Raw genomic sequence first — 25,774 nt, 5'->3', positions numbered from 1 at the left:
AAGCGGCATAAAGGGCGATCACAGGTGACGATCACAGCTGACGCATCATTCGAAGTTCTGCCCTTCACCCGCACTTGCCGCCATATCTGGGAAGACGGCGACCATGTGCTCATCGGAGTGAGCCCCGGCAACAGCTACTTCAGCTCCGAGCGCATCAGCAGTCTTGCCCGATGGGCTGCGACCCGCTTCGCGCAGGTCGACTTCGTCTACGCGGACCTCCACGTGGACCGGATGTTCGCCGCCTTCGGCTACACCCCGGAGCACGCGGAGAAGCGGGCCACGAAGGAGATCAAGGCAGTGCGGCGAAGGATTCTCAAAGGTGTCGAGGAGGCAGGATCCACTCACGCCGAGATACGCGTGAGGGCGCTTTCCGACTTCCAGTCGAACCCGGTGTACCAGCTCCTGCACCGGCGGGTTCTGCATTTCCTTGAGACGGACGACGCGTTCCGTAAGGGATGCGAGGAAATGGCTCTCCATTTCGTGGGGTCGAAGTTGCCGGAAGGTGAATCCATCACAGACGCACAGTTGCAGGTCTGTTTCGATTACATGGCGGCGGAGCTGCCGTTCTTCGTGGACACCCCGAGCATTCTCGACGTGCCGTCCTCCGTGGCGGCCTATCACGTCAAGATGCCCATGACCGACGTCCTCTTCGCGCGTGGCGGCGGCCTGCGCGCGACCCGCAACCAGGCGTACGCCGTCGTGCGCCCCGAGCACGCCAGAGCCGTGAACCACGCACCGACCGAAGGGACCGTCGATGAGCGTCGAGCAGCTTGAGGGACGGGAGGGCGGACGGGACGCGGCCGACGGTGGGGCGCTCCTCGACTTCCCGCTGTCGCGGCGGGGCGACGTGCTTCCCGAGGAGTGCGCCTGGCTGCGCGAGAAGGCGCCGGTCGCCAGGGTCCGCACCCTGACCGGGGACCCGGCGTGGCTCGTCAGCAGTTACGCGCTGGCCAAGCAGGTGCTGGAGGACGAGCGGTTCAGCCTCAAGGACACCGCGAACGCCGGAGTCCCCCGCCAGTACGCGCTGACGATCCCGCCCGAGGTCGTCAACAACATGGGCAACATCAACAGCGCCGGGCTGCGCAACGCGGTGATGAAGGCGCTGAACCCGCGCCAGAAGGGCCTGCAGGAGTGGCTGCGCGCCAAGGCCGGGGAGCTCATCGACCAGATCGTGGCAGAGGGCGGTCCGGCGGACCTCCGGGCGGGGTTCGCCGACCCCTTCTCGGCGGCGCTGCACTGTCAGGTGCTGGGCGTTCCCTTCGCGGACCACCGCCGGCTGATGTCGGGGCTGGACGTCGCGTTCATGACCGCGCGCGAACCGTTCGCCGACTCCGCACTGAACTGGTACAAGGACGTCGCCTATTTCGCCGGGCAGCTGAACGTCCAGCTGGCCCTGCCTGCCGAGGAGCGTACGGGGCTCCTCGGCAGGTTCGCCGAGCTCAAGGAGGCCGACCCCGAGTCGGCGCACCTGAGCGACGACATGTTCGCGACGGTCGCCGTCTCGCTCTTCGGGGCGGGCGCGGTGTCCACGTCCGCGTTCCTGGTGCTCGCGGTCCTCGCGCTGCTCCAGCGCCCCGAACTCATCGGGTACCTGCGGGCGCACCCGGAGCGGATGGGCGGTGCGGTGGAGGAGCTGCTGCGCTGGAACCTGTCCGTGGGCGACGGCCTGCCGCGCATCGCCCTGGCCGACGTGCAGGTCGGGGACGTGCTGGTGAAGGAGGGCGAGCTGGTCCTCGTCCTGCTGGAGGGGGCCAACTTCGACCCGGAGGCCTTCGAGGGCCCGGACGAGCTGGACCTGGAGCGGGAGGGCGCGGGCGCCCACCTCGCCTTCGGGGCCGGGCGGCACTTCTGCCCGGCGACCGCGCTGGCCCGGCTGCACGCGGAAATCGCGCTGGAGGTGCTGGTGGAGCGGTTGCCGGGGCTGCGGCTGGCCGTGCCGGCCGAGAACCTGGTCTGGCGCACGGGGTTCATCAAGCGGCTTCCCGAGCGGCTTCCCGTCGCCTGGTGAGGCCGCGTGCACAGGAGCGGTGGCGTCCCGGGAGCCGTGCGGGTTCCCTGGGCGCCACCGCTTCGCGCCCTAACGGAAGATGCCGGTGTGGCCGAGCGAGTAGCGGCCGGGCTGGGGGTAGACGGCGAGGCCGTGGGGGCCGGAGCCGACCGGGATCTTGGCCAGCTCCTCGCCGGTCTTCGTGTCGATCGCGTACACCTCCGAGTTGTAGCGGCCCGAAAGCCACAACACCTTGCCGTCGGCGGAGACCCCGCCCATGTCGGGGCTGCCTCCGTCGGGGAGCTCCCACTTCTTGGTGAGCTTGTTGGCCTTGAAGTCGAAGACGGAGATGCTGCCCTCGCCCCGGTTGGAGATGTACATCTCCTTCGAGTCGCGGCTGACGTACAGGCCGTGGCAGCCCTTCCCGGTGGGCAGCAGCTTCGGCGCCCCGAACTTGTCGCCGCTGAGCACCCACATGCCGTGCGCCATCATGTCCGCGACGTAGAAGGTCTTCCCGTCCGGCGAGACCTTGACGTCCTGCGGCATGGCGCCTTCGAAGGGCAGTTTCTGCTGGCCGACGACCTCCATCTTCTCGGTGTCGACCTTGAGCAGCTCGCCCGAGAACTCGCAGCTGACGATGAAGTACCGGCCGTCCAGCGAGAAGTCCGCGTGGTTGACGCCGTAACAGGTCACCGGGACCGTCTTGACCCGGTCCATGGTGTGCGGGTTGCGGAAGACCAGCTCGCGGTCCATGGAGGCCATCACGACGGCGTACTTGCCGTTGGGCGTGAAGTACAGGTTGTACGGGTCGTGCACCTCCACGGGTTCACCGGCCTCGCCGGTGGCCGGGTTGATGGGGGTGAGCGTGTGACCGCGGTTGTTGTTGACCCACAGCGTCTTCATGTCCCAGGACGGCACCACGTGCTGGGGCTGGACGCCCACCGGGATGGTGTCGATGACCTTGTACGTCTTCGGGTCGATGACGGACACGGTGTTGGAGCCGGTGTTCGGTACGTAGACACGGGAAGGGAAGTTCTTGACGACCGGGGAGAGCTGGTTCGGCCGGTCGGCCGCGTAGACGTCATGGGGGTCGAGCACCGGCGGCATTCCGGCCAGTCCGGGCGGCGCCGCGGGTTCCGCCTTGGCCGGCCGGGCGGGCCCCTTGGTGCCGAGCGCCTCGGTCGCGCCCTTTCCCCCGGCTCCGCACCCGGCCAGGGCCGCGAGAACCAGTCCGGCAAGCAGCACGGTGGCCTTCCGTGGAAGGCGATTCGTCGTCATGGGGTCAGCAGCTCCGTGGTGGTCACCGCGCGCAGTTGGCGTCGCGCGAGTTCTTCGAGGAGGGGCGGCATCGCGTCGACCGTGTCCGCGTAGCCGAAGTGCAGGCTCACCACCGATCCGGCGTGGATCGTCCCGGTGACGTTGCGGATGACGGCCGCGGCGCCGGGCGAGGTGAAGTCGAGGGAGTCCACGTCGTACGAGAGGACGTGCGGGTAGCCCGCGCGCTGGGCGAGCTTCTGGACGAGGGGGGTCGCGTACTGGGTCTGCGAGGGGCGGAACCAGGTGCCGATCGAGCCGGTGAGGCGCCGCAGGCGCTGGGCGCATCCGGTGATTTCCTCGTAGGCCTCGTCCTCGGACATGGAGTTGATGGCGAGGTGGTGCTGGGTGTGGTTGCCGAGCTCGTGGCCGCCGTCCAGGACCCGGCGGGCCATGTCGGGGTGCTCGTCGAGCCAGGTGCCGATCGCCAGTACGGTGACCCGCGCTCCCGCGCGCTCCGCCTCGGCGAGGACCGCGCGCCCGGTCGCGGGGTCGCCGTTGCCGTGGAAGGTGAGCGCGATGCGGGGGCGGTCCCGGGAGCCGTGCGCGATCTCCACGGGCTGGCCGGCGAACCGGCGCGGGCCGGGGGCGGCGGCCGCCGGGGCGGGTCTGGCCGGGGTGGGGGCGGCGGGGGCGGGCGCCTTGGGCGGCGTCGCGGTCCCACAGGCGGCGGTGACGGCACCGGCGGCGACCGCGGCACCGGCGAGGAGGGCGGATCGACGGTCCGGGTAGCAGTGCACCCGCCCATTTAAGGCGTGGATGTCCCTGTACGTGCTGATTGACCCAGTTCGGCACCCTGGCCAAGCGGGCTCCGGCGAGCGAGCCGTCCGCTATGTGATCAACGATTCACGCAGAGCGGTCGATACTTATTCATCGATTACGAGGCGGGTGGGTCATCTCACCTAGGATTTAACTGTGAACTCTTAGGTTATACACACTTATGTCCGAGTTTGCGGTTTTGGCATTTGGTCGCTCGTCTGCCATAGTCGGAATCACGGCTTCCCTTTGACCCGAGCGAAGTCCAACGCCGAGGATCACACCCCCCCAGATCCTCGGCGCACCCATGAAACCCCCGCGGCGCCCGACAGAGGCGACAGGGGGTTTCTGGCGTTCCGGCGACACTCGCGTTCCGGCGGCCCCGGCTCCTCAGCGGTCGGCCACCCGCATCTCGAACCAGGTGATCTTTCCACGCGGCAGCAGGTCGGCGCCCCAGCGGTCGGACAGCTTGTCCACGAGGAACAGCCCCCGGCCCGTGGTGTCCATCTCGTGGACCGGCATCAGACAGGGCAGCCCGCGGGAAGGGTCGCGCACCTCCACCCGGATCCACCCGCGACGGCGCACCAGCCGTAAGCCGAACGACCGCGCCCCGGTGTGCCGCACGGCGTTGCCGACGAGTTCGGAGACCAACAGGACGGTGTGCTCGGCGATCTGCGGCGACAGCCCCCACAGCCGGATCACCACGGACTGGGTCAGGCGGCGCGCCGTACCGGCGGATTCGGGCATGGACGGCAGCGTGACTTCCGCCTCGGCGGGGTTGCCGTACAACTCCAGGGCCCGCAGCCCCTGCTCCTCCTCAAGAGCCGCCGCGATCCGTACCGCCGAAGCGCTGCCGCGCTGCCGCGGCTGCTCCACACCCTCCAGGCCCGCCATGCACCCATCATGGACGGCCGCACCGCCGCTCCGGGCCGTTCCGCGGGAAAACACCCCCCGGGGTCCACTGGCCCCCGGGGGGCGTTCCGGCATATGCGCAAGGCAAACAGGGAGCCGCGCCACCGGTCCGACCTGGGGTGACACGGTGCGCACCGGTGATCACGGTGAGTGGATCACTGCTGCGCCTTAAGGCTCCCTTAAGGCCTGGCTAATCCACCCCCAAGGAGGAACCGGCCACAACCGGCCGCGCCTCAGAGGAACTTGGCCTTGCCCGGACCCTCCTCGACGAAGCTGCGCATACCGCGCTCGCGGTCCTCGGTGGCGAACAGACCGGCGAACCAGTTGCGTTCGATGGTGAGCCCGGTGTCGATGTCCGCCTCCAGCCCGGCGTCCACGCACTCCTTGGCGGCGCGCAGCGCCAGGGCCGGGCCCTGCGCGAGCTTCGCCGCCCAGGCGTGCGCCTGCTCGTACACCTCGGCCGCCGGCACGACCCGGTCCACGAGCCCCAGGGTGAGCGCCTCGTCCGCCTTGACCATGCGGCCGGTGAAGATGAGGTCCTTGGCCTTGGAGGGACCGATCAGCCGGGACAGCCGCTGCGTGCCGCCGGCGCCCGGGATCAGGCCGAGCAGGATCTCGGGCTGGCCGAGCTTGGCGTTGTCGGCCGCGATCCGGTAGTCGGCGCACAGCGCGAGCTCACAGCCGCCGCCCAGGGCGTAGCCGGTGACGGCCGCGACGACCGGCTTGGGAATGCGCGCGACGGCGGTGAAGGCGTCCTGGAGCCCGCGGGAGCGGGCGACCATGGCCGCGTGGTCCATCGTCTGCATCTCCTTGATGTCCGCGCCGGCCGCGAACACCTTCTCGCCGCCGTAGATGATCACCGCACGGACGTCGGCGCGGTCGGTGGCCTCCACCGCGAGCTCGCGCAGCCGGTCCTGGGTGGCGATGTCCAGGGCGTTCATGGGCGGCCGGTCCAGACGCAGGGTGCCGACGCCTTCGGAGACTTCGAGAGAGAGGGTCATACGGGGAAGGTTAGTGCCGGTTAACGCCGGGTGGCCCGGTGCTGTGGGTCACAGCACCGGGCCACCGCATCACGTACCGGAGCGGACTACTTGATCCACTCCGACCATTCCATGTTCCAGCCGTTGAGGCCGTTGTCCGGGGCGATCTGCTTGTCCTTGGAGTTCTTCACGACGACCACGTCGCCGACGAGGGACTCGTTGAAGAACCAGGCGGCGGGCTGCTCGTCGTCACCGGCGCCGCGCGCGTCCTTGAGGCCGACGCAGCCGTGGCTGACGTTCTCCGAGCCGAACGTGCTGCTGGAGGCCCAGTAGTTGCCGTGCACGAAGGTGCCGGAGTTCGACAGGCGCATGGCGTGGGGGACGTCGGAGATGTCGTACTCGCCGCCGAAGCCGACGGTGGCGCCGTTCATCCGGGTCACCTTGTACTTCTCGCTGATGACCATCTGCCCGTTGTACGTGGTGGTCGACGGGGCGCCCGCGGTGATCGGCAGGTTCCTGAGCACCTGGTTGTCGCGGACGACCTCCATCGTGTGCGCGCTCGCGTCGACCGTGGAGACCTGGGAGCGGCCGATGGTGAAGTGGACGGTACGGGTCTGCTTGCCGTAGACGCCCGGGCGGCCCTCGACGCCGTCGAGGGCGATCTTCACGGTGACCTTGGTACCCGCGGCCCAGTACTTCTCGGGACGGAAGTCGAGCCGGTCGTTGCCGAACCAGTGGCCCTCGACCGGCACGTTGGGCTCCGCCGTGACGGTGATGGCCTTCTCGACCGCCTCGGTGTTGGTGATGCCCCGGGTGAAGTTGATCGACACGGGCATGCCCACGCCGACGGTCTCGCCGTCCTCGGGGGTGTAGTGGCCGACGAAGGTGTTCGTCGGCGTGAGGGTGGTGAAGGTGGTGTCCTTCGCGGACTCCCGGCCGGCCTCGTCCTTGGCGACCACGTGCACCTTGTACTCGGTGGCCGCGGCCAGGTTGCGCGAGGGCTCCCAGCTGGCCCCGTCGGCGCCCATCTTGCCGTCGACCGCGTTGCCCTTGGTGTCGGCGACCGTCACCGTGGCGAGCTTGCCGCCGGTGCTGGATATCTTGAGGACGCCGCTCGTGGCGACCTCCTTGGAGCCGTCGTCCGGCTTGACGTTGACCACGGCCTTGGACGCCTCGGTGCCCGTCTTGCCGCCGCCCTTGCCGCCGGCGTTGTCACCGGCGCCGCCCCCGCTGTTTCCGCCGCCGCTGCACGCGCTGGTGAACAGCAGCGCCGCTCCCAGCAGGAGGGCCGGCAGGCCGGTGCGGACGCGGCCGCGAATCGGCTGCAGGTTCACTCTTGTTCTCCCCATGTCCCCCGCGCGGACAGTCGCGCGCTTGTCGACAGGAAATCACATGGGGAGATCACGTGAAGGCACGGTCTTGTCACCGTTCCGTCCCAACTGGTGTGCGGGCCGTGTCCCGCCCCCGCGCCCCGGTCCTCAGCCGGTGGCGGAACCCGCCGCCCAGTCGGCCCAGGAGAGGTTCCAGCCGCCCAGGCCGTTGTCCGCCGCCACCGTCTTGTCCTGCGAGTTGACCACCTCGACCACGTCCCCGACCAGCGAGCGGTCGAAGAACCAGCCCGCCGGGGTGTCCGAGCCGCCGCCCTTGTCGTCGCGCAGGCCCACGCAGCCGTGGCTGGTGTTGAGGGAGCCGAAGGTGTCCGGGCTGGCCCAGTAGTTGCCGTGCAGGAAGGTGCCCGAGGTGGTGAGCCGCATGGCGTGGGGGACGTCGGGGATGTCGTACTCGCCGCCGAAGCCGACCGTCTGACCGTTCATGCGCGTGACGTCGAACATCTCCATCACCACCATCTTGCCGTTGTAGGTGGTGTTCTTGGGCGCCCCCGCGGTGATGGGCAGCGTCTGCAGCAGCCGGCCCTCGCGGCGGACCTCCATGGTGTGCGCGGCCGCGTCCACGGTGGAGACCTGCGAACGGCCGACCTTGAAGGTGACCGTCTTGTCCTGGACGCCGTACGCGCCGGGCGAGCCCTCGACGTCGCGGAGGTTCATCCGGATGGTGACGTGGGTACCGGGCTTCCAGTACTCCTTGGGCCGGAAGTCGAGGCGGTCGTTGCCGAACCAGTGGCCGACGACCTTCACCGCGGGGACGGAGCTGACGGTGATGGCCCGTTCCACGGCGGCGCGCTGCCTGATGGAGCGGTTGAACCGGAAGGAGACGATCATTCCGGTGCCCACGGTGGAGCGGTTCTCGGGCCGGAAGTAGCCGATGAACCGCTCCTCCGGCACGTAGGTGGTGAAGGTGGTGTGCCGGGCCTGCCGGCGGTCGTGCCCGTCGACGGCCACCGCGTCGACGGTGTACTTGGCCGCGAGCGCGAGCCGTCCGGCCGCCGGGTCGGGGCTCCAGCTGAGCCCGTCTTCGGCGATGTCCCCCGGGACCCGCTCCTCCTGGGCGTCCTCGACCTTCGTGACCACCACCCGCTCCAGCCTCCCCTCGGTGATCTTGACGGTCAGCGGGCCGTCGGCGGGGACCCCCTTGGCGTTGTCCTCGGGGGTGATCCGGATGGCCTCGTCCGGCGACCGGGGTTTTCCGGGCAGCTGGATCTCGACCGGTGAACGGCCGTCCTCGGTGCAGCCGCTCAGGCCGCCCAGCAGGGCCGCCCACACCGCGACGGCCGCCGAGCCCGCCGCTGCCCGCCTCGTCAGAAGAGTCACGCCCTCTCAACGACCGGCCCCCTTGGGGGGAAACGTGGGGGCGGGCGACGTTCCGGGCCGGGCAGTTCGGGCAGAACAGTGTGAAGGACCAGACGGGGGCGGGCCCGGGCCGGGACGCCGGGGCCGCACTCCCCTGCCCCCGCAGGTACCGAGAGCCGTGGAGGCGGGCAGTGTCGAGCGCAGCCGAGCAAGAGGCGGTGGAAACCGTCGCCGGAGAGGTACGGGTCGACGTGAGCGCGCCCGCGCCGCCCGTCGACGGGCGACCGGACGGGCATCCGCAGGACCGGCCCAAGGGCCTCGCCGACGGCGTCGACGGCGCCCATGGCCGCAATGGCGCCCACGGGCAGATCGCCGGGCAGGTCGTCGGCCGCCCCAAGGCCCGGAGCGTGCGGGTACAGGCGCCCCCGGGGCCGCCGGTGTGGCCCGGCTCCTCGCACCCGCTGGGCGCCCGCTACCGGTCGGGCCCGGACGGGACCGCGGGCACCAACTTCGCGCTGTGGGCGCCGGGCGCCGAGGCGGTGGAACTGTGCCTGTTCGACGGGCAGGGCGCCGAGACGCGCTGCTCCCTGACGGAGCTCACCCACGAGATCTGGCACGGCTTCATCCCCGGCGTGCGGCCCGGGCAGCGGTACGGGTTCCGGGTGCACGGCCGCTGGGACCCGTGGACGGGGGCTCGCCACAATCCGGCGAAGCTGCTCCTGGACCCGTACGCCCGGGCCGTGGACGCGCGGCCGGGCAACGACTACGGCGCACTGCCGCCGGAGGTGTACGGCCACGTGCGGGACTGGCCGCAGCAGTACATCGCGGACACCGTGCGCGACGACCGGGACTCGGCCCCGCACGTCCCCAAGGGCGTCGTGGTCCACGATGACGACGACTGGGCGGATGACGTCCGGCCGAAGACCCCCTGGGCCGACTCGGTGATCTACGAGCTGCACGTGCGCGGGTTCACGATGCGCCATCCGGGCGTTCCCGAGCAGCTGCGCGGCACCTACGCGGGGCTCGCCCATCCCGCCGCAGTCGACCACCTGACCCGCCTCGGGGTGACGGCGGTGGAGCTGCTGCCGGTGCACCAGTTCGCGCACGAGGACCACCTGCTGCGCAGGGGGATGCGCAACTACTGGGGCTACAACTCGATCGGCTACTTCGCCCCGCACGCCGCGTACTCGTCGAGCGGTACGGCCGGCCAGCAGGTCGGCGAGTTCAAGCGGATGGTGCGGGCGCTGCACGCGGCCGGGATCGAGGTCATCCTCGACGTGGTCTACAACCACACGGCGGAGGCCGGCGAGCTGGGGCCGACCCTGTCGCTGCGCGGGATCGACAACCGGGGCTACTACCGGCTCCAGAACGACCAGCGCCGGTACGCGGACTACACGGGCTGCGGCAACACCCTGCACGCCGGGCGGCCGAACGTGCTGCGGCTGATCACCGATTCACTGCGGTACTGGGTGACGGAGATGGGGGTCGACGGCTTCCGCTTCGACCTGGCGGCGGCCCTGGCCCGCTCGATGCACGACGTGGACATGCTGTCGCCGTTCCTCGCGGTGATCGCCCAGGACCCGGTGCTGCGGCGGGTCAAGCTGATCGCGGAGCCCTGGGACGTGGGCTCGGGCGGCTACCAGGTGGGCGCGTTCCCGCCGCTGTGGACCGAGTGGAACGACCGCTACCGGGACGCCGTCCGGGACTTCTGGCGCGGCGCGCTGCCCGACGTGCGGGACCTGGGGTACCGGCTGTCGGGGTCGAGCGACCTGTACGCGTGGGGCGGGCGGCGCCCGTACGCGTCGGTGAACTTCGTGACCGCGCACGACGGTTTCACGCTGCGGGACCTGGTGTCGTACGAGCGCAAGCACAACGAGGCCAACGGGGAGGACGGCCGGGACGGCACCAACGACAACCGGTCGTGGAACTGCGGGGCGGAGGGCGAGACGGACGACCCCCGGATCGGGGCGCTGCGCCGGCGGCAGCTGCGCAACCTGCTCACCACGCTGCTGCTGTCGACCGGGGTGCCGATGCTGGTCGCGGGCGACGAGTTCGGCCGGACGCAGGGCGGCAACAACAACGCGTACTGCCAGGACAGCCCGACGAGCTGGCTGGACTGGTCACTGCTGGAGGACCCGTCCTGGCGGGAACTGTTCGCGCTGACCACCAGGCTGACCGCGCTGCGCCGGGAGCATCCGGTGCTGCGCAGGCGGGCGTTCTTCTCGGGGCGGGCGCAGGACGCGGACGGCCTGCGCGACCTGGCGTGGTTCACCCCGGCGGGCACGGAGATGACCGAGCGGGACTGGTACGCGCCCGCCGCGGCGCTGGGCCTGTACCTGTCGGGCCGGGACATCCCGGGCCGGGACGAGCGGGGGCGGCAGGTGAGCGACGACAGCTTCCTGGCGTTGCTGCACGCCGGGGACCGGCCGGTGGAGTGGATGCTGCCGGGCGCGCCGTGGGCGGCGTCGTACGAGCTCGTGCTCGACACCTCGCGGGAGGAGCAGGCGACGGCACCGGGTACCCGCCACCGGGGCGGCGAGCGGATGACGGTCCCCGCGCGGGCGGTGCTGCTGCTGCGGGTGGCGGGCTGAGGCGCGGGGCCCCCGCTCGCCCCTGTGCACCGCCGCTTCAAGACGTAAGGGCGCATCCGGAACCGAAAGCCGTGTGCGCCCTGCGATGATGTGCCCTTCGTACACACACGCGTCGCACACACGTGCGCGCCGCGAAGGGGGCTTACGTCCATGCCGACAGTCGGGACCGCGCTGCGGGAGCTGCGCGGAGCGCAGAAGTCGGCGAAGGGGGTGTCGCTCTACTCGCGGTTCGTCAACCGGCCCGCCGGGCGGTACCTGGCCGCCGGTTCGTACGCGCTCGGGCTCACCCCGAACCAGGTGACGCTGGTCAGCGCCGCGTTCAGCTTCGCCGCCGTGGCGGCGGTCGCACTGGCCGCACCCTCGTGGGGGCTGGGGGTCGCGGTGTGGGCCGCGCTCGCGGTGGGCTTCGCCTTCGACTCGGCGGACGGACAGCTGGCCCGGCTGCGCGGGGGCGGCAGCGCTGCGGGCGAGTGGCTCGACCACGTCGTGGACTGCGCCAAGCTGACCGCGCTCCACACCTGCGTACTGATCGCCTTCTACCGCTTCCCCGACGCGTACGGGATCGCGGGCGACGACGGGACGGGGTCCGGCGGCTGGCTGCTGGTGCCGCTCGGCTTCCAGTTCGCGGCCGTCGTCACCTTCTTCGGCGGCCTCCTCACCGAGAAGCTCAAGCCCCGGCCGGCGCCGGGGAGCCCCGCCGCCGCCCCCTCGACGCTGCGCGCGGTGGCCTTGCTGCCCGTGGACTACGGGGTGTTCTGTCTGGTGTTCCTGCTGCTCGGCGGCGGCGGGCTGTTCCGCTGGGCGTACGCGGCGCTGGGCGCGGTCGCCGCGCTGTTCCTGCTGGCGTTCCTCGCGAAGTGGTTCCGGGAGCTCAGCGCAGTTCCGCGGTGAGGGGTTCCGGGAGCGGCTGCGCCAGCGCGTCCAGCGCCCGGCGCAGCTGCGTGCTGGAGGTGTGCACCGTGTAGGGGAAGTAGACGACGTCGACCCCGTGCTCGGCGAAGTCCTTCTCCAGCCGGTCGCCCTTGGGCGTGCCGCGCCAGTCGTCGCCCTTGAAGATGACGTCGAAGCGGACCTGCTTCCAGGTCTCCACCTTGTCGGGGACCGTCTCCACGAAGGCGGCGTCCACGTACTTGACGCTGCGGACGATCTCCAGCCGTTCGACGAGCGGGATCATCGGCCGGCGGCCCTTGGCGAGCTCGGCCATCTCGTCGGAGACCACCCCGGCCACCAGGTAGTCGCACTGACTGCGGGCGTGCCGGAGGATGTTGAGATGTCCGATGTGGAACAGATCGTAGGCTCCGGGCGCGTAGCCGACGCGATACGGCCTGCGTGCGGGCGCGCCAAGGTCGGACATGTCCTGCTCCGTCATCTCTTACCCCCCAGAAGCCACACCCCCCGGCGTGGCGGATCAGCAGACAATAGCGTGCACGTTCCGCACCACGCCGGTGAACGAATAGGGTGACGAGCGCATCATCCAGGGGAGAAGGGGACGTTCAGTGTCCAGATCCGGTCACCGGCGACTGCTGCTGGTTTCCACCAATTACGCTCCCGAGCACGCGGGGATTGGGCCGTACGCCACCCAGATCGCGGAGCACTGGGCGGATCTCGGCCACGAGACGCACGTACTCGCGGGCATGCCGCACTACCCGGCCTGGTCGCTGGAGCCGGAGTACAAGGGGGCGCTCCGGCGCACGGAACGGCGCGCGGGTGTCACCGTGCACCGGCGTGCGCACACCGTGCCGCCCCGCCAGACCGCCGTACGCCGGGCCCTGTTCGAAGGATCGATCCTGCTGCACGGCGCGGTGGCCCCGCCCCGGATGCCGAAGCCCGACGCGGTCCTCGCCCAGATGCCCAGCCTGGCCGGCGGGGTGCTCGCCGCACGCCTCGCCGCGAAGTGGAGGGTCCCCTACGTCCCGGTCGTCCAGGACCTGATGGGCGCCGCCGCCGCGCAGAGCGGGATCAGCGGCGGCGACAAGGCGGCCGCGCTGGCCGGGCGTGCCGAGGCCTACGCGCTGAAACGCGCCACCCTGGTCGGTGTCATCCACGAGACCTTCGTGGACCGGGTCGTCGGGATGGGCGTGCCCGAGGAGAAGATCCGCCTGGTGCCCAACTGGTCGCACGTGGCCGTGCCGACCAAGCCGCGCGGCGAGACCCGCCGCCACCTCGGCTGGGCGCCGGGACAGACGGTGGTCCTGCACTCCGGGAACATGGGCCTCAAGCAGGGGCTCGAAGTCCTCGTGGGCGCCGCCCGGCTCGACCCGGACGTCCGCTTCGTCCTGATGGGGGACGGCAGTCAGCGCGCGGCCCTCGCCGACCTCGCCGCCGACGTACCGAACCTCGACATCATCCCTCCTGCCGCCGACGGGGAGTTCCCCGATATCCTCGCGGCGGCGGACGTGCTCGCGGTCACCCAGCACGCGGCGGTGCTCGACATGAGCGTGCCCTCCAAGCTGACCTCGTACTTCCAGGCCGGCCGGCCCGTCGTCGCGTCCGTCGCTGCGCAGGGCGGGACCGCCCAGGAGGTGGAACGTTCCGGCGCGGGGGTGCTCGTACCGCCGGAGGACCCGCACGCCCTGCTCGAGGCCGTACGGGCGCTGGCCGAGGACCCGGGGGCCGCGGACGCGCTGGGCGCCGCCGGACCCGTCCACGTCGCGGCCCACCTGAGCCGCGAAGCGGGGCTGGCCCGCATCGACGCACTGATGGACGAAGCACTTGGGGGTTCCCGGCCGTGATCGAGACGAACCGGCCGGCAGCGGCCCCCGCCGAGGACGAACCGGACCTCCTGCGGGACCAGTTCCGACAGCTCCTGCGCTACCGCCGCCTCCTCGGCGCGGGCGTCGGCATCGGACTGCTGGGCGGCGTCTACCTCGGCATATCGACGGCCGACACCTATGTCGCGACCGCCGACATCGTGCTGCGCGCACCCACGGACGACCCCTTCAACCCGAGCCTGGCGCCCGACAAGGCGATCAACATCGGCTCGGAACGCCAGGTGGCGCTCAGCTCCTCCACGGCCGACGAGGCGGCGAAGAAGCTCGGCGTCCCCGACTCCGGCGTCCCCGCCCTGCGCAGCGGCCTCCAGGTCACCAACCCGCCGCAGACGATGGTGCTCCGCTTCACGTACACCGCGTCCTCCCCCAGGGAAGCCGCGAAGCGCGCCAACGCGATGACCGCGGCCTACCTGCTCAAGCGGCAGGAGTCCCTGGACGTCACCCGCGACAAGATGGTCAAGGGCTACCAGGACCAGCGCGATCCGGTCGCCAAGCAGCTCGACGACCTCGTCAAGCAGATCAACGCCATGCCCTCGGGCCCCGGCCGCGACGCCGCGTACTCCTCCAAGACCGACCTCCAGAGCAAGGTCAACACCCTCAACAGCAACATCGCCAAGCTCCAGGCGCTGGACATGGCCCCGGGCCGGGTCACCAGCCCCGCGACCCCGCCCGGCGACTCCGACGGGCCGGGCCTGCCGATGTCCCTCGCGCTCGGCGCGGCCGTGGGTCTGGCGCTCGGCCTGCTCGCCGCCTGGGTCCGGCTCGTCTTCGACCCGGCGCCGCGTTCCGAGGGCGATGTGGCGCGGGCCCTGCGCGCGCCGGTACTGGGTTCCCTGCCGCGGGACAAGACCGGTGGCGGACCGCTGCTCGCCGCCGGCGAGGAAGACCCGCGCCTGGCGGAGGAGTTCCGGTCGGTGGCCTTCCGGCTCGCGTACGACTCCCGCTTCGCCGACCGGCGCCGGCTGCTGGTGGTCGCGCCGCGCGGCAGCAGCGAGACAGCCGCCGCCGTCGCCGTGAACCTGGCCGCCTCCTTCGCGGAGACCGGCAAGGACGTCCTGCTGATCGAGGCCGACCTGCGCACCCCGGTGCTGGCCAGCCAGTTGCCGACCGACGCCGGCGGGCGGCCGCGCTGGAGCCAGATGCCGGGCGGCCCGGGCGCGGGGGGCCGGCCCGGACAGCAGGGCGACTCCGACTGGCCCGACGGACGTCAGCTCGTCGTGGACGCCGGGGAGTCGGGCGCGTTCGACCTGATCCCCGGTGAGCCGGTCCGCAACGTCGCCCGCGCGCTGACCTCCCCGCGCGCCACCCGGCTGATCTCCGAGGCCGACTCGCCGAACTCCACCGTCGTGGTGCTCGCGCCGCCCGTGCTCTCGTACGCCGACGCGCTCGCGCTGGTCGACCGCGTGGACGGCGTGCTCGTGGTGTGCGACCCGCGGGCCGTGCACCGCAGCGACCTGTCCCGCATCCGGGAGCTCATCAGCGGCGCCGGCGGGACCGTGCTCGGCGCGGTGCTGCACGCGCCGCTGCCCGGCGAAAAGCGCGGCGGGCGCGGCAAGGGCAAGGGCAAGGCCGACCCCGCGGGACCGGCTCCGGCGCCCGCCCCGGCCCGCACGTCGGCGCCGCAGCCGATCCGGCACGAGGTCGCCGAGGCCGAGCAGCACATCGCCGGTGACGGCACCGACACCGTCGCGCTGCGCACGGTCCGCACGGGCCGGCGGTGAGGCGCGGGAGCCTCGCGGCGGTCGCCTCGGTCCTGGACCAGGCCGCTTCCAGCGCCACCAACATCCTGGTGCTGGTGCTGGCCGCCCGGCTTTCGTCGGCGTCCGGCTTCGCCGACTTCTCGATGGTCTACGTGACCTTCACGGTGCTCCTCGGGCTGAACATGGCCTACGTCGGCCAGACGGTGGTGCTGGAGAAGTCCGCGCAGCGCCTCGGCACGGTATGCCGTTCGGGTCTGGCCTTCACCGCGGCCGCCTCGGCCCTGGCCGGGGTGGTGCTGGCCCTGGTGGGCCTGGTGCTGCCGGGCACCGGGGGGTGGGCGTTCCTCGCGCTGGGGCTCGTCCTGCCGCTGGTGCTCGTACAGGACGGGCTGCGGTACTGCTTCTCGGCGCTGCGCGTGCCGGAGCGGGCGCTGGCCGCCGATGTGCTGCGGCTGGGCGGTGTGGTCGGCGCGCTGCTCGCGCAGCCCGAAGGGGCTTCGGCGGCGCGGCTGGTGCTGGTGTGGGGGGTGTCGGCGCTGCCGGCGCTCGGGCTGGGTCTGTGGCTGCTGCGGCCGTACGTGCGCGGGGCGCGGGTGGAGCTGCGCCCGTACGTGCGGCGCGGGCACCTGGGTCAGCGGTTCGTGGTCGAGTTCGCGGTGGGCAACGGTTCCAGCCAGCTGGCGGTGCTGGGGCTCGGGGTGTTCGCGACGCCGCTGGCGGTGGGCGCGCTGCGGGGTGCGACGACGTTGTTCGGACCCCTGAACGTGCTGTTCAACTCGGCGAACGCGTTCGGGCCGCCGGTGGTCGGGCGGGCGTCGGGCAAGCGGGGCGTGGTCCGGCTGACGCTGCTCATGGGCGGGGTGCTGGCGGCGCTCGGCGCGGGGTGGGGCGCGGTGCTGTACGCGCTGCCGGGGTCGGTGGGGCGGCAGTTGCTGGGCGACACGTGGGCGGCGGCGTCCGCCCTGCTCCCCGCGACGGGGGCGCAGTACGCGGTGATGGGCCTGGGCACCTGCGCCCTGCTGACGCTGCGGGTGCTGAACCCGAGGGCGACGCTGTCGTTGCAGGTGGTGTTCTCGCTGCTGTCGGTGGCGCTGCTGTTGGGCGGGTACGCGGTGTGGGGCGTGGCGGGCGCCGCCTGGGGCCTGGCCGCCGGCTCGGCCGCGAAGGCGGCGGCGGCCTGGGCCCGTGTCTCCCGCCTGCGGACCCCTGCTCCGGAACCGGCCCCGGAACCGGCCTGACGCCTGAGGGGCTGGCCGACGCGGGCCGCGACCTACCGGGCCGGGCCTGACGCCGGCTGCGGCCTCGTCGGCCCGACCGGTCCGAGCAGGGTCCGGTGCGCCGCCGCCGCACGAGTACCCCGGCTGCGCCGGGCCTTCCGGGGCTCCGCCCCGGACCCCGCGCCTCGAACGCCGGCGGGGCTGGATGTTGCCGCCCCGGCACAACCGGCCCGGCCCCGCACCTCGAACGCGGGCGGGGTGTCAGCGGAGGCGGGCCGACTTGTCCTCGCGGAACGTCGCGACCAGCGCCAGGCACAGGGCCGCGATGGCGATGCGGCCCGACGCCTGGAGCAGGGGGCCCCGCAGGAGGATGAAGGAGTAGCCCGCCACCAGCGGGACCACCACCGAGATGAGGCTGCCCGGCGGCGACCGCCTCGTGGCCCGCTTCGCGTACCGGCGGTCCACCCGGGCGGCCGCGTACCCCATCCCGAGCAGCCCCGCGCCCATGCCCAGCGAGCCGAAGTCCACCCACAGCTCTGCCCAGATCGGGGACGAGAGGTTGGTGTTGACCGTCCCCATCCACTCCCCGATCATCACGCCCGTGTCCTTCGGCTTCCCGGCCCACACCGACCGCGGCACCGCGAAGAACACCGACCCCGCGAGCTGACGCCCGTACAGGTGGCCCGGTCCGGAGTCCGAGTACGTGATGGTGTTCGCGAACATGCCGATCTGGTCGTAGTCCTTGAGGGCCATCGGCTCCAGGAAGGACGTCGTCTCGACCGGCTTGTAGTTCTTCTCGTCGTACCGGAAGCGGTCCGCGAACGGGAAGACGAGCAGCGCGATCACCACGGCCATCGACAGGGCCACCCGGTACATCGCCGCGCTCACCGGGAAGACGGTGAACAGCAGCGCGAACATGACCGTCAGGAACCAGTAGCGCGGGTTGGAGATCGGGTTGTTGACCACCAGGTTCAGCAGCGCGAGCCCGCCCCACGTCACGATGACCGACACCTTGCGGCGGGCGTACTTCGAGGTGATCAGCCAGCGCGTGTACAGCAGCAGCGCCAGCAGCGCCGGTACCGTGCCGAAACCGCGCAGCAGGGCCTGGCCCGCCTGGCCGTCGCCGTTGGAGACGCCCGCCTCCTCGATTCCCGCGATGATCTCCTGCCGGCTGGAGAAGAAGACCGCCGGACCGCCCAGCTTCACGATGAACGCCGCGCTGCACAGGAACGCGAGCGCGGTGAGCAGTTGCAGGCGCCGCCGGTGCGCGAGGACCGGGCGCTTCCCCTTCTGCGAGCCTCCCGCCCGCCCCGTCGGCCGGTGCCGGGCCAGCAGTACGCCGACGTCGAAGGCCGTACAGCCCAGCAGGACGAGGCCGATGGCGGTCGTCAGGTCGTAGCGGGGCCCGACGACGGGTGTCGGGACCCGGCCGAGGACGGCCTGGGCGAGCGGGGCCACGCCCATCGCCATGTAGACGAACAGCCAGAACGAGCCCTGGAGCAGTTTGCGCCGGCTGGTCAGGACCATCGCGGACAGCCGGGCGCCCGCGTACATCGTGAGCAGCAGCTGGAGCCAGAAGGCGGCGTCACGCTGGCCGTCGCCGGGCTGGACGGCGACGAAGAGCGGGAGGAAGACGGTGAACCCGAGGATCAGCGGGACGGACAGCGCGCGAGAGAGCAGGGTGCGGGGGGTGGTGACACGGCCCCACTGGGCCTCGTCCGGTGGCGCCGGGGCCGCGACGGCGGGGTTGCGTACGTCCGTTGCCACTGCTGCCCCCACCCCATGTGCCTGGTCCGCGCGCAGTCTAGTCTGAGCGGGCGGCGCCCGGGGAGGCGCGGCGGGGTGGTTGTCGGGGGCGGACGATGAGGGGCGACTGTTGCGTGATCTTCCTTCCTTCACGCTGGCCGGGTACGACAAGGGGCGCGGACTGCTGACGCAGGCGCTCTGGTTCGCGGTGATGAACACGCTCTTCATGGCGTGGTTCTGTCCGGCCCGGCTGCGGGTGGCGCTGCTGCGCGCGTTCGGCGCGCGGATCGGCGAGGGCGTGCTGATCCGGCACAAGGTGCGGGTGCTGTGGCCGTGGAAGCTGACGGTCGGCGACCACGCGTGGATCGGCGAGGGCGCCTGGCTGCTGAACCTGGAGCCGGTGACCATCGGTGCGCACGCGTGCGTCTCGCAGGAGGCGATGCTGTGCACCGGCTCGCACGACCACCGGGCCGCGGACTTCCGCTACCGCAACGCGCCCATCGTGGTGGAGGACGGTGCGTGGGTGGCCGTACGGGCCACCGTGCTGGCGGGTGTGACGATCGGTCGGTGCGCCGTGGCGGGCGCGGGCTCGGTGGTGCACAAGGACCTGCCCGCGCTGACCCTGCAGACCCAGGACGGGCGGCGCCGCCCGGTGGAGGAGCCCAAGTGAGTGCCGCTTTGAGAGTTCTGCACGCCGTCACCCTGCACTCCCCCTCGCACGCCTTCGGCGGACCGGTGCGGGTGGCGCTGAACCTGGCGAAGGGGCTGCGGGCGCGCGGTCACGAAGCGCGGTTGCTCGCCCTGGGCGAGGGGTTCCCCGATCCGTGGCCCACCTCCGTGGAGGGGGTGCCCGCCAAGCTGTTCCCCGCGCGCAGGCTGCTGCCGCTGGGCTTCAGCGGGATGACCTCCCCGGCGCTCCTCGCCTCGGCGGGGCGGCTGGTGCGGGACGCCGACGTGGTCCACGTCCACCTCGCCCGGGACCTGGTGACGCTGCCGGTGGCGCTGGCCGCGCTGCGGGCCCGCAAGCCGCTGGTGCTCCAGACCCACGGCATGGTGGACCCGAGCGGGAAGCTGCTGGCCAAGGTGCTGGACGCGGTGGCGGTACGCCGGCTGCTGCGCGGCGCGGACGCGGTGCTGTACCTGACCCCGCACGAGCGCGAGGGACTGGACGCGGTGGTGGGGCCGCCCGCGCTGGCCACGGCGGTACGGCTGGTCAACGGCACCCCGGCGCAGGAGGAGCGCCCGGCTCCGGCGGGGGCGCCGCGCATCCTCTACTCGGCGCGCCTGCAGGCCCGCAAGCGGCCGGTGGACTTCGTGGACGCGGCCCCGGCGGTGCTGGCGGCGCATCCGGACGCGGAGTTCGTGGTGGCGGGGCCGGACGAGGGCGAACTGGCGGCGGTCCGGGCGCGGATCGCGGAGCTGGGGCTGGACGCGCACTTCACGGTCCCCGGGGCCCTGTCGGGCGCGGAGGTCCTGGCGGAGCTGCGCCGGGCCCACGTGTACGTACTGCCGTCGGTGGAGGAGCCCTTCCCCATGTCGGTGCTGGAGGCGCTGGCGGTGGGCGTGCCGTCGGTGGTGACCCACTCCAACGGTCTGGCCCGGGACGTCGCCGCGGCGGGGGCCGGACGGGCGGTGGAACCGGGTCCGGCGGGGGTCGCCGAGGCGGTCCTCGCCCTCCTGGACCCGGACGCGAACCGGTCGGCCTCGGTCGCCGCCCGGAAGCTGGCGGCGCAGTCGTTCTCCATGGACGCGGTGCTGGACACCCTCCTGCCGGTGTACGGGTCCGCGCGCGGCGCGGGGGCGTAGCCGCCCCGCTCGGGGCGGGGCGGCGTCAGATGATGTCGCGGCCCCGCTCCTCGACCACCGGGAGCACCCCGGCCGCCCGGCGGCGGCGCAGCACGCTGGAGTACACGGCCAGGCCGATCGCGCCCGCCGCCATCATGATCAGGCCGACCAGGGGCAGGTTGACCCCCTCCATCCGCCAGTCGCTCGCGAAGGTGAGGATGGCCCCCACCACGATCAGGGCTATGCAGCCGCCGATGCCTCGCATGTCAAGTCGCCTCCACGCTCGTGGTGTTGTGACGGCGCGAGTACCCCCGCCCCGGACATGGAAACGCCCGGGCACGCAAACGCCCCCGCGACGGTGACGCCGTCCGCGGGGGCGTTCTCGTACGGCTGCCGCCGCTCAGGCGGGGATCCAGGCGTAGCAGGCGGTCGAGGTGAACTCGGCGGTGCCCGCCGGGACCGTCGCCGTGATCTTGTCGCCGGCCTTCGGCGGGGCGGCCGGGCCCGAGGCGAGGACCGAGCCGTCCTTGCCCTTCGCCTCCCAGGAGCAGGTGGTGCTCTGGGTCAGCGCCCGGTAGGTGCCCGGGGCGGGCGACTGGTGGCGGCCGTCGCCGAAGCCCTTCTCGGCGGCGGCCAGGATCGGCTTCTGCTCCGGGCACAGGAACGGGATGGCGTCCTTCGCCCCGGGGATCTCGCCGGCCACGATGGCCCCGGTGGCCGCGTCCTTGTCGTGCTTGGCCGTGCGCTCCACCCGCTGGCAGGACTCCTGGCCCGTCTGGAGGACGGCCGCGGGGTCCATCTTCTCCGGGACCCGGCCGCTCAGGTACTTCTTCTCCGTCTCGGTGAAACTGCCCGTCTTCGGGACGAGCTTCGCGTCGGGGAGGACCGGACCGGACGGCTTCGCCCCGGGTGAGGCGGGCGCGCCCGGGCTGTCCGCGGGGTCCGGCGCCGGGGAGGCGGCGGGCGGCTTCGGCTTGCCGGCCGCCGGATCGGCCTTCGCGTCGCCGTCCGAACTGCAGGCGGTCAGGGTCAGGGCGGCGGCCAGCAGAACAGCAGCCGCTGCGGAGCGTCGGTACATCAGGGGGCTCCCGTACTTGCCGGTGGTGGACAAAGGAGTACAGGGCCTGCCGCGCGGGCAGGCCCCGTACTCCGTCAGGCGGGTGGTGCCTCGGCCGTTACTTGGGGCCGAAGGTGAGGATCAGCTGCGGCGCGGCGTCCGCGGCCGTCGCCTCCGAGGACCAGAGCCACAGCGGGTCGGTGCCCGTGCTCGTCAGGGCCACGCTGTAGCCGTTGGTGCCCAGCACCGACGAGACGGCGGTGGTGTCCAGTTCGACGTTCTGGATCGCCGAGCCGTCCGGCACGCCCGCGAGGGATCCGAGCGGGGTGGTGCCGAGGGTGGGCTTGGTGTTGAACGTCGTGCCCGCCGCGCTCCAGGTGCCGGTGACCGGCACCACGGACACGGTGTCGGCCGTACCGGCACCGGTCTGCGTCGTGGTCTTGACCTGCAGCGAGGCCGCCTTGAGGACCGTCCCGGCCGGGGCGGCCGGCAGGTTGAAGCGCAGGTACGTCTCGTACGCCGAGGTGCCGCGCACCGCGAGCGAGGTGGACGTGCCGTAGGCCTGGCCGGGGGCGCCCTGGTTGATGTAGGTGTCCTCGGTCGTGACGACCTTGGAGACCGTGTCGGTGGGGGCCTTGGCGAGGTCGTAGTGGTTCTTGACCTGGGCCTGGGTCAGCGCCGTCGGGTAGACGGCCGTCTCGTCGATCTGTCCGGCGAAGAAGTTGCTCGTCGGACGGTTCGGCCAGCTGCTCAGGTTGTCGCCGCCCACGTGCCAGAAACCGGCGTACTGCTGGAAGCCGGTGACGTTGAGCGTGCCCTTGTTCTGCCCGTCCACGTACAGCGCCATGCCCGAGGGGCCCTGGGTGCCGACGACGTGGTGCCACTTGTTGTCGTTGTACGTCTCGAACAGGCCGGTGGAGAGGGTCCGGGTCGAGCCGTTGTACACGCCGAAGACCAGGCGGCCGGTGTTGGTCATGTACAGCTGCTTGTCGTACGAGCCGCTGTTGCGGTCGGTGTTGTTGCCGAAACCGATCAGCTTGCCGCCGCGCGTGGTGTTCGTCTTGAACCAGGTCTCGACGGTGTAGCTGCTGCCGACCGTCTGGCGGTGGTCGCTGTAGACCTGCTGGCTGGTGCCGTTGAAGCCCATCGCGGTGCTGGCACCGGAGACGGCGCCGGGCGTCTGGCGCAGGGCCGGGGCGTTCAGCTGGATGCCGCTGGTGTTGCCGCCCGCGGAGGAGTCGGCGACGTAGGGGCTGACGGTGTCGTCGTAGCGCCAGTACAGGTTGGCGCCGTCGGCGCGGACCTGGTTCGGGTACGACTGGACCGAGGCGGGGACCGTCACCGAGGCGGTGGCCGACAGCGCGCTGGTGTTGCCGGCGGCGTCGGTCGCGGTCACGCGGTAGGTGTAGGACTGGCCGGCCTTGACCGTGGTGTCGGTCCAGGAGGCCTGCTGCCGCTCGAACTCCAGGGAGTCGGCGGTCATCGTGTGCGCCGGGGTGGACGAGCCGTTCCGGTAGATCCGGTACGTCAGCTTGCTGTCGTCCTCGTCGTAGCTGGTGCGCCAGCGGACCTGGACCTCACCGGGCTTGACGCTCGCGGCGCTGGCGACCGGGGTGGTCGGGGCGCCGACGTCACCGGTGGAGGCGAAGCGGGTCAGGCCCTGCTGGGCGACGCCGTTGACGGTGGTGAACTCGCCACCGACCCACATGTACTTGGTGTCGCCCTTCTCCGCGACCGCCATGACGCGCGGGCCGATGCCCTCGCCGAGGCCGTCGTTGGTGTCGGGGAACCAGCCGAGCTTGCGGGGGCTGGCCACGAACCCGTCCACCGGGGCGGGGGGCGCGCCCTGGAAGTCGGTGGGCTGCGCCAGCAGGTGGTGACGGCGGCCGTCGGGGTACTCGCCGTTCAGGGAGCAGTCGTGCGCGTGCGAGGAGCTGTAGAGGACTCCGTCGTACGGCAGGACGAACTGGGTGGCACCGAGGCAGCGGTCGCGCCACTTCTCGCTGAAGTCACCGAGGTTGAGGCCGATGCGGCCGTCGAATACGCCGCCGCCGGAACCCTCGTTGCCGGTGTAGAAGCCCGTCGCGTCGGTGGCGATCGACTTGACGACCGAGTTGGACGGGATGGTGCCGTACGTCTTGGCGACGGCGCCGGTCGCGGAGTCCACGACCGCCAGCGCGTGCGTGTTCTGGCCGTTGACCGTGAAGAAGTCACCGCCCAGCAGCACGTTCTTGCCGTCGGGGGTGACCGCGACCGCCCGGCCCGGCTCGTCGGCGTTGGCGACGAAGGGCCTCAGCGCACCGGAGCCGGCGTCGACCGCGGCGAACCGCTCGCGGGTCTGGCCCTCGACGGTGGTGAAGTCGCCCGCCGCGTACAGCGTGTCGTCGGTGACGGCGAACGCGCGCACGGTGGAGGGGAAGCTGGGGTGGAACGACGCCTTGGGGGTGCAGGTGTCGATGTCGATCGCCGCGACGCTGGAGACCGGCGTGCCGTTGACGGCGCCGAAGTAGCCGCCCGCGTACAGGGTCTTCTTGTCCTTCGAGACGGCCAGGGCGCGCACGGTGGCGCTGCCGTCGCCGACGGTGAAGGCGAGCTTGCAGGAGGTCGGGGCGCCGGTCGCGGCGTCGAGCGCCACGAAGTTCACCGCTTCCTGCTCGGTGCCGCTGCCACTGCCGTCCGGCGGACGGACCGCCGAGAAGGTGCCGCCGGCGAAGACCGTGCCGCCGGCCTGGGCCATCGCCCAGACGATGCCGTTGGGCTGCCAGGTGGGCAGCTCGTCGGCGGTGAAGGCCACGGGCGGCGTGATGGCGGATGCCTCGGGCATCAGCACCAGGCCTATGCCGGTGCCGGCACCGGCCAGTGACAGGACGAGGGCAGCAGTCAGCCCTCTGGATCTACGCATGAGCCCCCCAGGGCAATCGCCCGGTTTTGATGGCTGGAACTATCCGATCAGCCATATGTACTGGCGCAGACTAGGGCTCACGCGAGGGCCCGGTCACCTCACTTGACCCATTGCATACCAACTTGGAATCAACGGGTTCCGCATGGAGGGCGCACGGCGGACATACGGCGGGTTCGCCCCGGTCACGCGGCAGGTACCCGCACGGCGTGACCGGGACGCAGCAAATCAACAGGCGAAATATACGTCCTCTAGCGGTCGATGCGGACCGTTGCGCCCGCCAACTGGTCCTCGACCTGGCGGATATCGGCGTCGACCATGATCCGGGCGAGTTCGGCCACCAGGACCGTCGGCTTCCAGCCGAGGATCTCCTGCGCCTTGGAGGCGTCGCCGATGAGGGCGTCGACCTCGCTGGGGCGCTCGTACTTGGGGTCGTAGCGCACGTGCTCGTTCCAGTCGAGGCCCGCGTGTCCGAAGGAGGACTCGACGAACTCGCGGACGGTCGCGGCGACGCCGGTGGCGACCACGTAGTCGGTGGGCTCGTCCTGCTGGAGCATCCGCCACATGGCGTCGACGTACTCCGGCGCGTAGCCCCAGTCGCGGACCGCGTCGAGGTTGCCGAGGTAGAGGTGGTCCTGGAGACCGGCCTTGATCCGGGCGACCGCGCGGGTGATCTTGCGGGTCACGAAGGTCTCGCCGCGGCGCGGGGACTCGTGGTTGAAGAGGATCCCGTTGACCGCGAACATGTCGTAGGCCTCGCGGTAGTTCACCGTGGTCCAGTACGCGAAGACCTTGGCGGCACCGTACGGGCTGCGCGGGTGGAACGGCGTCTGCTCGTTCTGCGGCGGCGGGGTAGAGCCGAACATCTCCGAGGACGAGGCCTGGTAGATACGGGTGTCCACGCCGCTGGCCCGGATGGCCTCCAGCAGGCGCAGCGCGCCGAGGCCGGTGACGTCACCGGTGTAGAGGGGTGCGTCGAAGGAGACGCGGACGTGGGACTGCGCACCCAGGTTGTAGACCTCGTCGGGGCGTATGTCGCGCAGCAGGTTCACCAGCGCCACGCCGTCGGACAGGTCCGCGTGGTGCAGCACGAGGGAGCGGTTCTCGGTCTGCGGGTCCTGGTAGATGTGGTCGATCCGCTCCGTGTTGAAGCTGGAGGAGCGCCGCACGAGCCCGTGCACCGTGTATCCCTTGGAGAGCAGGAGCTCGGCGAGGTACGAGCCGTCCTGCCCGGTGACGCCGGTGATCAGTGCGGTCTTGCCCATAGGGTCCCCCTGGGGGTCGTTGCGGTCTGTCGTGCCGGCCGGCGGTCTTCCGCCGGCCCTGTCGAGGCTGCGCCTCATGGTGTGTGGCGGGCCCGCCGCGCCGTGGA

The 25,774-nt window shown here is 71.7% G+C and carries 21 protein-coding genes; 9 read left to right on the top strand and 12 right to left on the bottom strand.

Annotated elements, in window-relative coordinates; all coding sequences use genetic code 11:
• The first annotated feature begins 24 nt into the window (after positions 1-24).
• Both OHA81_RS22025 and OHA81_RS22020 read left to right on the top strand, forming a co-directional pair.
• On the top strand, positions 25-774 hold the full coding sequence (locus tag OHA81_RS22025) for a tRNA-dependent cyclodipeptide synthase (protein WP_329198459.1): 750 nt from the start codon (positions 25-27) through the stop codon (positions 772-774).
• On the top strand, positions 755-2,008 hold the full coding sequence (locus OHA81_RS22020) for a cytochrome P450 (RefSeq protein WP_329198457.1): 1,254 nt from the start codon (positions 755-757) through the stop codon (positions 2,006-2,008). The genes OHA81_RS22025 and OHA81_RS22020 overlap by 20 nt, the downstream gene beginning before the upstream one ends.
• Before the next feature lie 69 nt (positions 2,009-2,077).
• Here OHA81_RS22020 and OHA81_RS22015 read toward each other — a convergent pair whose 3' ends face one another.
• The 6 genes from OHA81_RS22015 to OHA81_RS21990 form a co-directional block, all read right to left on the bottom strand.
• A complete protein-coding gene (locus tag OHA81_RS22015; protein WP_329198456.1) occupies positions 2,078-3,265 on the bottom strand; it encodes a YncE family protein in 1,188 nt (395 codons plus the stop codon).
• Positions 3,262-4,041 (bottom strand): polysaccharide deacetylase family protein, encoded by a 780-nt coding sequence (locus OHA81_RS22010; protein ID WP_329198454.1) that lies wholly within the window; start codon positions 4,039-4,041, stop codon positions 3,262-3,264. The genes OHA81_RS22015 and OHA81_RS22010 overlap by 4 nt, the downstream gene beginning before the upstream one ends.
• A 406-nt stretch (positions 4,042-4,447) precedes the next feature.
• Positions 4,448-4,951: an ATP-binding protein gene (locus tag OHA81_RS22005; protein WP_329198452.1), complete on the bottom strand. Its 504-nt coding sequence runs from the start codon at positions 4,949-4,951 to the stop codon at positions 4,448-4,450.
• Between the two features lie 251 nt (positions 4,952-5,202).
• A complete protein-coding gene (locus OHA81_RS22000; protein ID WP_329198450.1) occupies positions 5,203-5,970 on the bottom strand; it encodes an enoyl-CoA hydratase/isomerase family protein in 768 nt (255 codons plus the stop codon).
• Positions 5,971-6,056: 86 nt separating this feature from the next.
• Complete coding sequence (locus OHA81_RS21995; RefSeq protein WP_443056614.1) at positions 6,057-7,298, bottom strand: L,D-transpeptidase; 1,242 nt, start codon at positions 7,296-7,298, stop codon at positions 6,057-6,059.
• A 129-nt stretch (positions 7,299-7,427) separates the two neighbouring features.
• On the bottom strand, positions 7,428-8,648 hold the full coding sequence (locus tag OHA81_RS21990) for a L,D-transpeptidase (protein WP_329202462.1): 1,221 nt from the start codon (positions 8,646-8,648) through the stop codon (positions 7,428-7,430).
• 179 nt (positions 8,649-8,827) lie between these two features.
• Between OHA81_RS21990 and glgX the strand changes: the two genes are divergently transcribed.
• The gene (gene glgX, locus OHA81_RS21985; RefSeq protein ID WP_443056613.1) at positions 8,828-11,227 is read left to right on the top strand and encodes a glycogen debranching protein GlgX; all 2,400 of its coding nucleotides are present in this window, start codon (positions 8,828-8,830) and stop codon (positions 11,225-11,227) included.
• Between the two features lie 150 nt (positions 11,228-11,377).
• Positions 11,378-12,118 carry a CDP-alcohol phosphatidyltransferase family protein gene (locus OHA81_RS21980; protein WP_329198448.1) on the top strand — a complete coding sequence of 247 codons (741 nt, stop codon included), beginning with the start codon at positions 11,378-11,380 and terminating at the stop codon, positions 12,116-12,118.
• Here OHA81_RS21980 and OHA81_RS21975 read toward each other — a convergent pair.
• Positions 12,099-12,581, bottom strand: coding sequence for an adenylyltransferase/cytidyltransferase family protein (locus OHA81_RS21975; RefSeq protein ID WP_329198447.1), 483 nt, complete (start codon positions 12,579-12,581; stop codon positions 12,099-12,101). The two genes, OHA81_RS21980 and OHA81_RS21975, sit on opposite strands and share 20 nt — an antisense overlap.
• Before the next feature lie 172 nt (positions 12,582-12,753).
• Between OHA81_RS21975 and OHA81_RS21970 the strand changes: the two genes are divergently transcribed.
• Genes OHA81_RS21970 through OHA81_RS21960 form a run of 3 tightly spaced genes read left to right on the top strand, consistent with a single transcriptional unit; the run spans position 12,754 to position 16,936 of the window.
• The gene (locus tag OHA81_RS21970; RefSeq protein WP_329202457.1) at positions 12,754-13,959 is read left to right on the top strand and encodes a glycosyltransferase family 4 protein; all 1,206 of its coding nucleotides are present in this window, start codon (positions 12,754-12,756) and stop codon (positions 13,957-13,959) included.
• Positions 13,956-15,719: a lipopolysaccharide biosynthesis protein gene (locus tag OHA81_RS21965; protein ID WP_329198445.1), complete on the top strand. Its 1,764-nt coding sequence runs from the start codon at positions 13,956-13,958 to the stop codon at positions 15,717-15,719. The genes OHA81_RS21970 and OHA81_RS21965 overlap by 4 nt, the downstream gene beginning before the upstream one ends.
• On the top strand, positions 15,716-16,936 hold the full coding sequence (locus OHA81_RS21960) for a hypothetical protein (RefSeq protein ID WP_329198443.1): 1,221 nt from the start codon (positions 15,716-15,718) through the stop codon (positions 16,934-16,936). Before OHA81_RS21965 ends, OHA81_RS21960 begins: the two co-directional genes overlap by 4 nt.
• A 240-nt stretch (positions 16,937-17,176) precedes the next feature.
• On the opposite strand, the gene OHA81_RS21955 is transcribed toward OHA81_RS21960, so the two are convergent.
• Positions 17,177-18,682 carry a hypothetical protein gene (locus OHA81_RS21955; RefSeq protein WP_329198441.1) on the bottom strand — a complete coding sequence of 502 codons (1,506 nt, stop codon included), beginning with the start codon at positions 18,680-18,682 and terminating at the stop codon, positions 17,177-17,179.
• Between the two features lie 109 nt (positions 18,683-18,791).
• Here OHA81_RS21955 and OHA81_RS21950 point away from each other — a divergent pair, with 109 nt between their 5' ends.
• Entirely contained in the window at positions 18,792-19,331 is a 540-nt protein-coding gene (locus OHA81_RS21950) for a WcaF family extracellular polysaccharide biosynthesis acetyltransferase (protein ID WP_329198439.1), read from the top strand.
• An 8-nt stretch (positions 19,332-19,339) separates the two neighbouring features.
• Complete coding sequence (locus OHA81_RS21945; RefSeq protein WP_329202455.1) at positions 19,340-20,467, top strand: glycosyltransferase; 1,128 nt, start codon at positions 19,340-19,342, stop codon at positions 20,465-20,467.
• A 25-nt stretch (positions 20,468-20,492) separates the two neighbouring features.
• On the opposite strand, the gene OHA81_RS21940 is transcribed toward OHA81_RS21945, so the two are convergent.
• The 4 genes from OHA81_RS21940 to gmd all read right to left on the bottom strand — a co-directional run bounded on the left by OHA81_RS21940 (position 20,493) and on the right by gmd (position 25,667).
• Positions 20,493-20,711 (bottom strand): hypothetical protein, encoded by a 219-nt coding sequence (locus tag OHA81_RS21940; protein ID WP_329198438.1) that lies wholly within the window; start codon positions 20,709-20,711, stop codon positions 20,493-20,495.
• A 135-nt stretch (positions 20,712-20,846) separates the two neighbouring features.
• Positions 20,847-21,524 carry a hypothetical protein gene (locus OHA81_RS21935; RefSeq protein WP_329198435.1) on the bottom strand — a complete coding sequence of 226 codons (678 nt, stop codon included), beginning with the start codon at positions 21,522-21,524 and terminating at the stop codon, positions 20,847-20,849.
• Positions 21,525-21,621: 97 nt separating this feature from the next.
• Positions 21,622-24,405 (bottom strand): CBM96 family carbohydrate-binding protein, encoded by a 2,784-nt coding sequence (locus OHA81_RS21930; protein ID WP_329198433.1) that lies wholly within the window; start codon positions 24,403-24,405, stop codon positions 21,622-21,624.
• Positions 24,406-24,653: 248 nt separating this feature from the next.
• Positions 24,654-25,667: a GDP-mannose 4,6-dehydratase gene (gmd, locus tag OHA81_RS21925; RefSeq protein WP_329198431.1), complete on the bottom strand. Its 1,014-nt coding sequence runs from the start codon at positions 25,665-25,667 to the stop codon at positions 24,654-24,656.
• Between the last annotated feature and the right edge of the window lie 107 nt (positions 25,668-25,774).

Source organism: Streptomyces sp. NBC_00667 (assembly GCF_036226825.1).
Lineage (GTDB): Bacteria > Actinomycetota > Actinomycetes > Streptomycetales > Streptomycetaceae > Streptomyces.
This window is presented reverse-complemented; position numbering and strand designations above follow the sequence as displayed.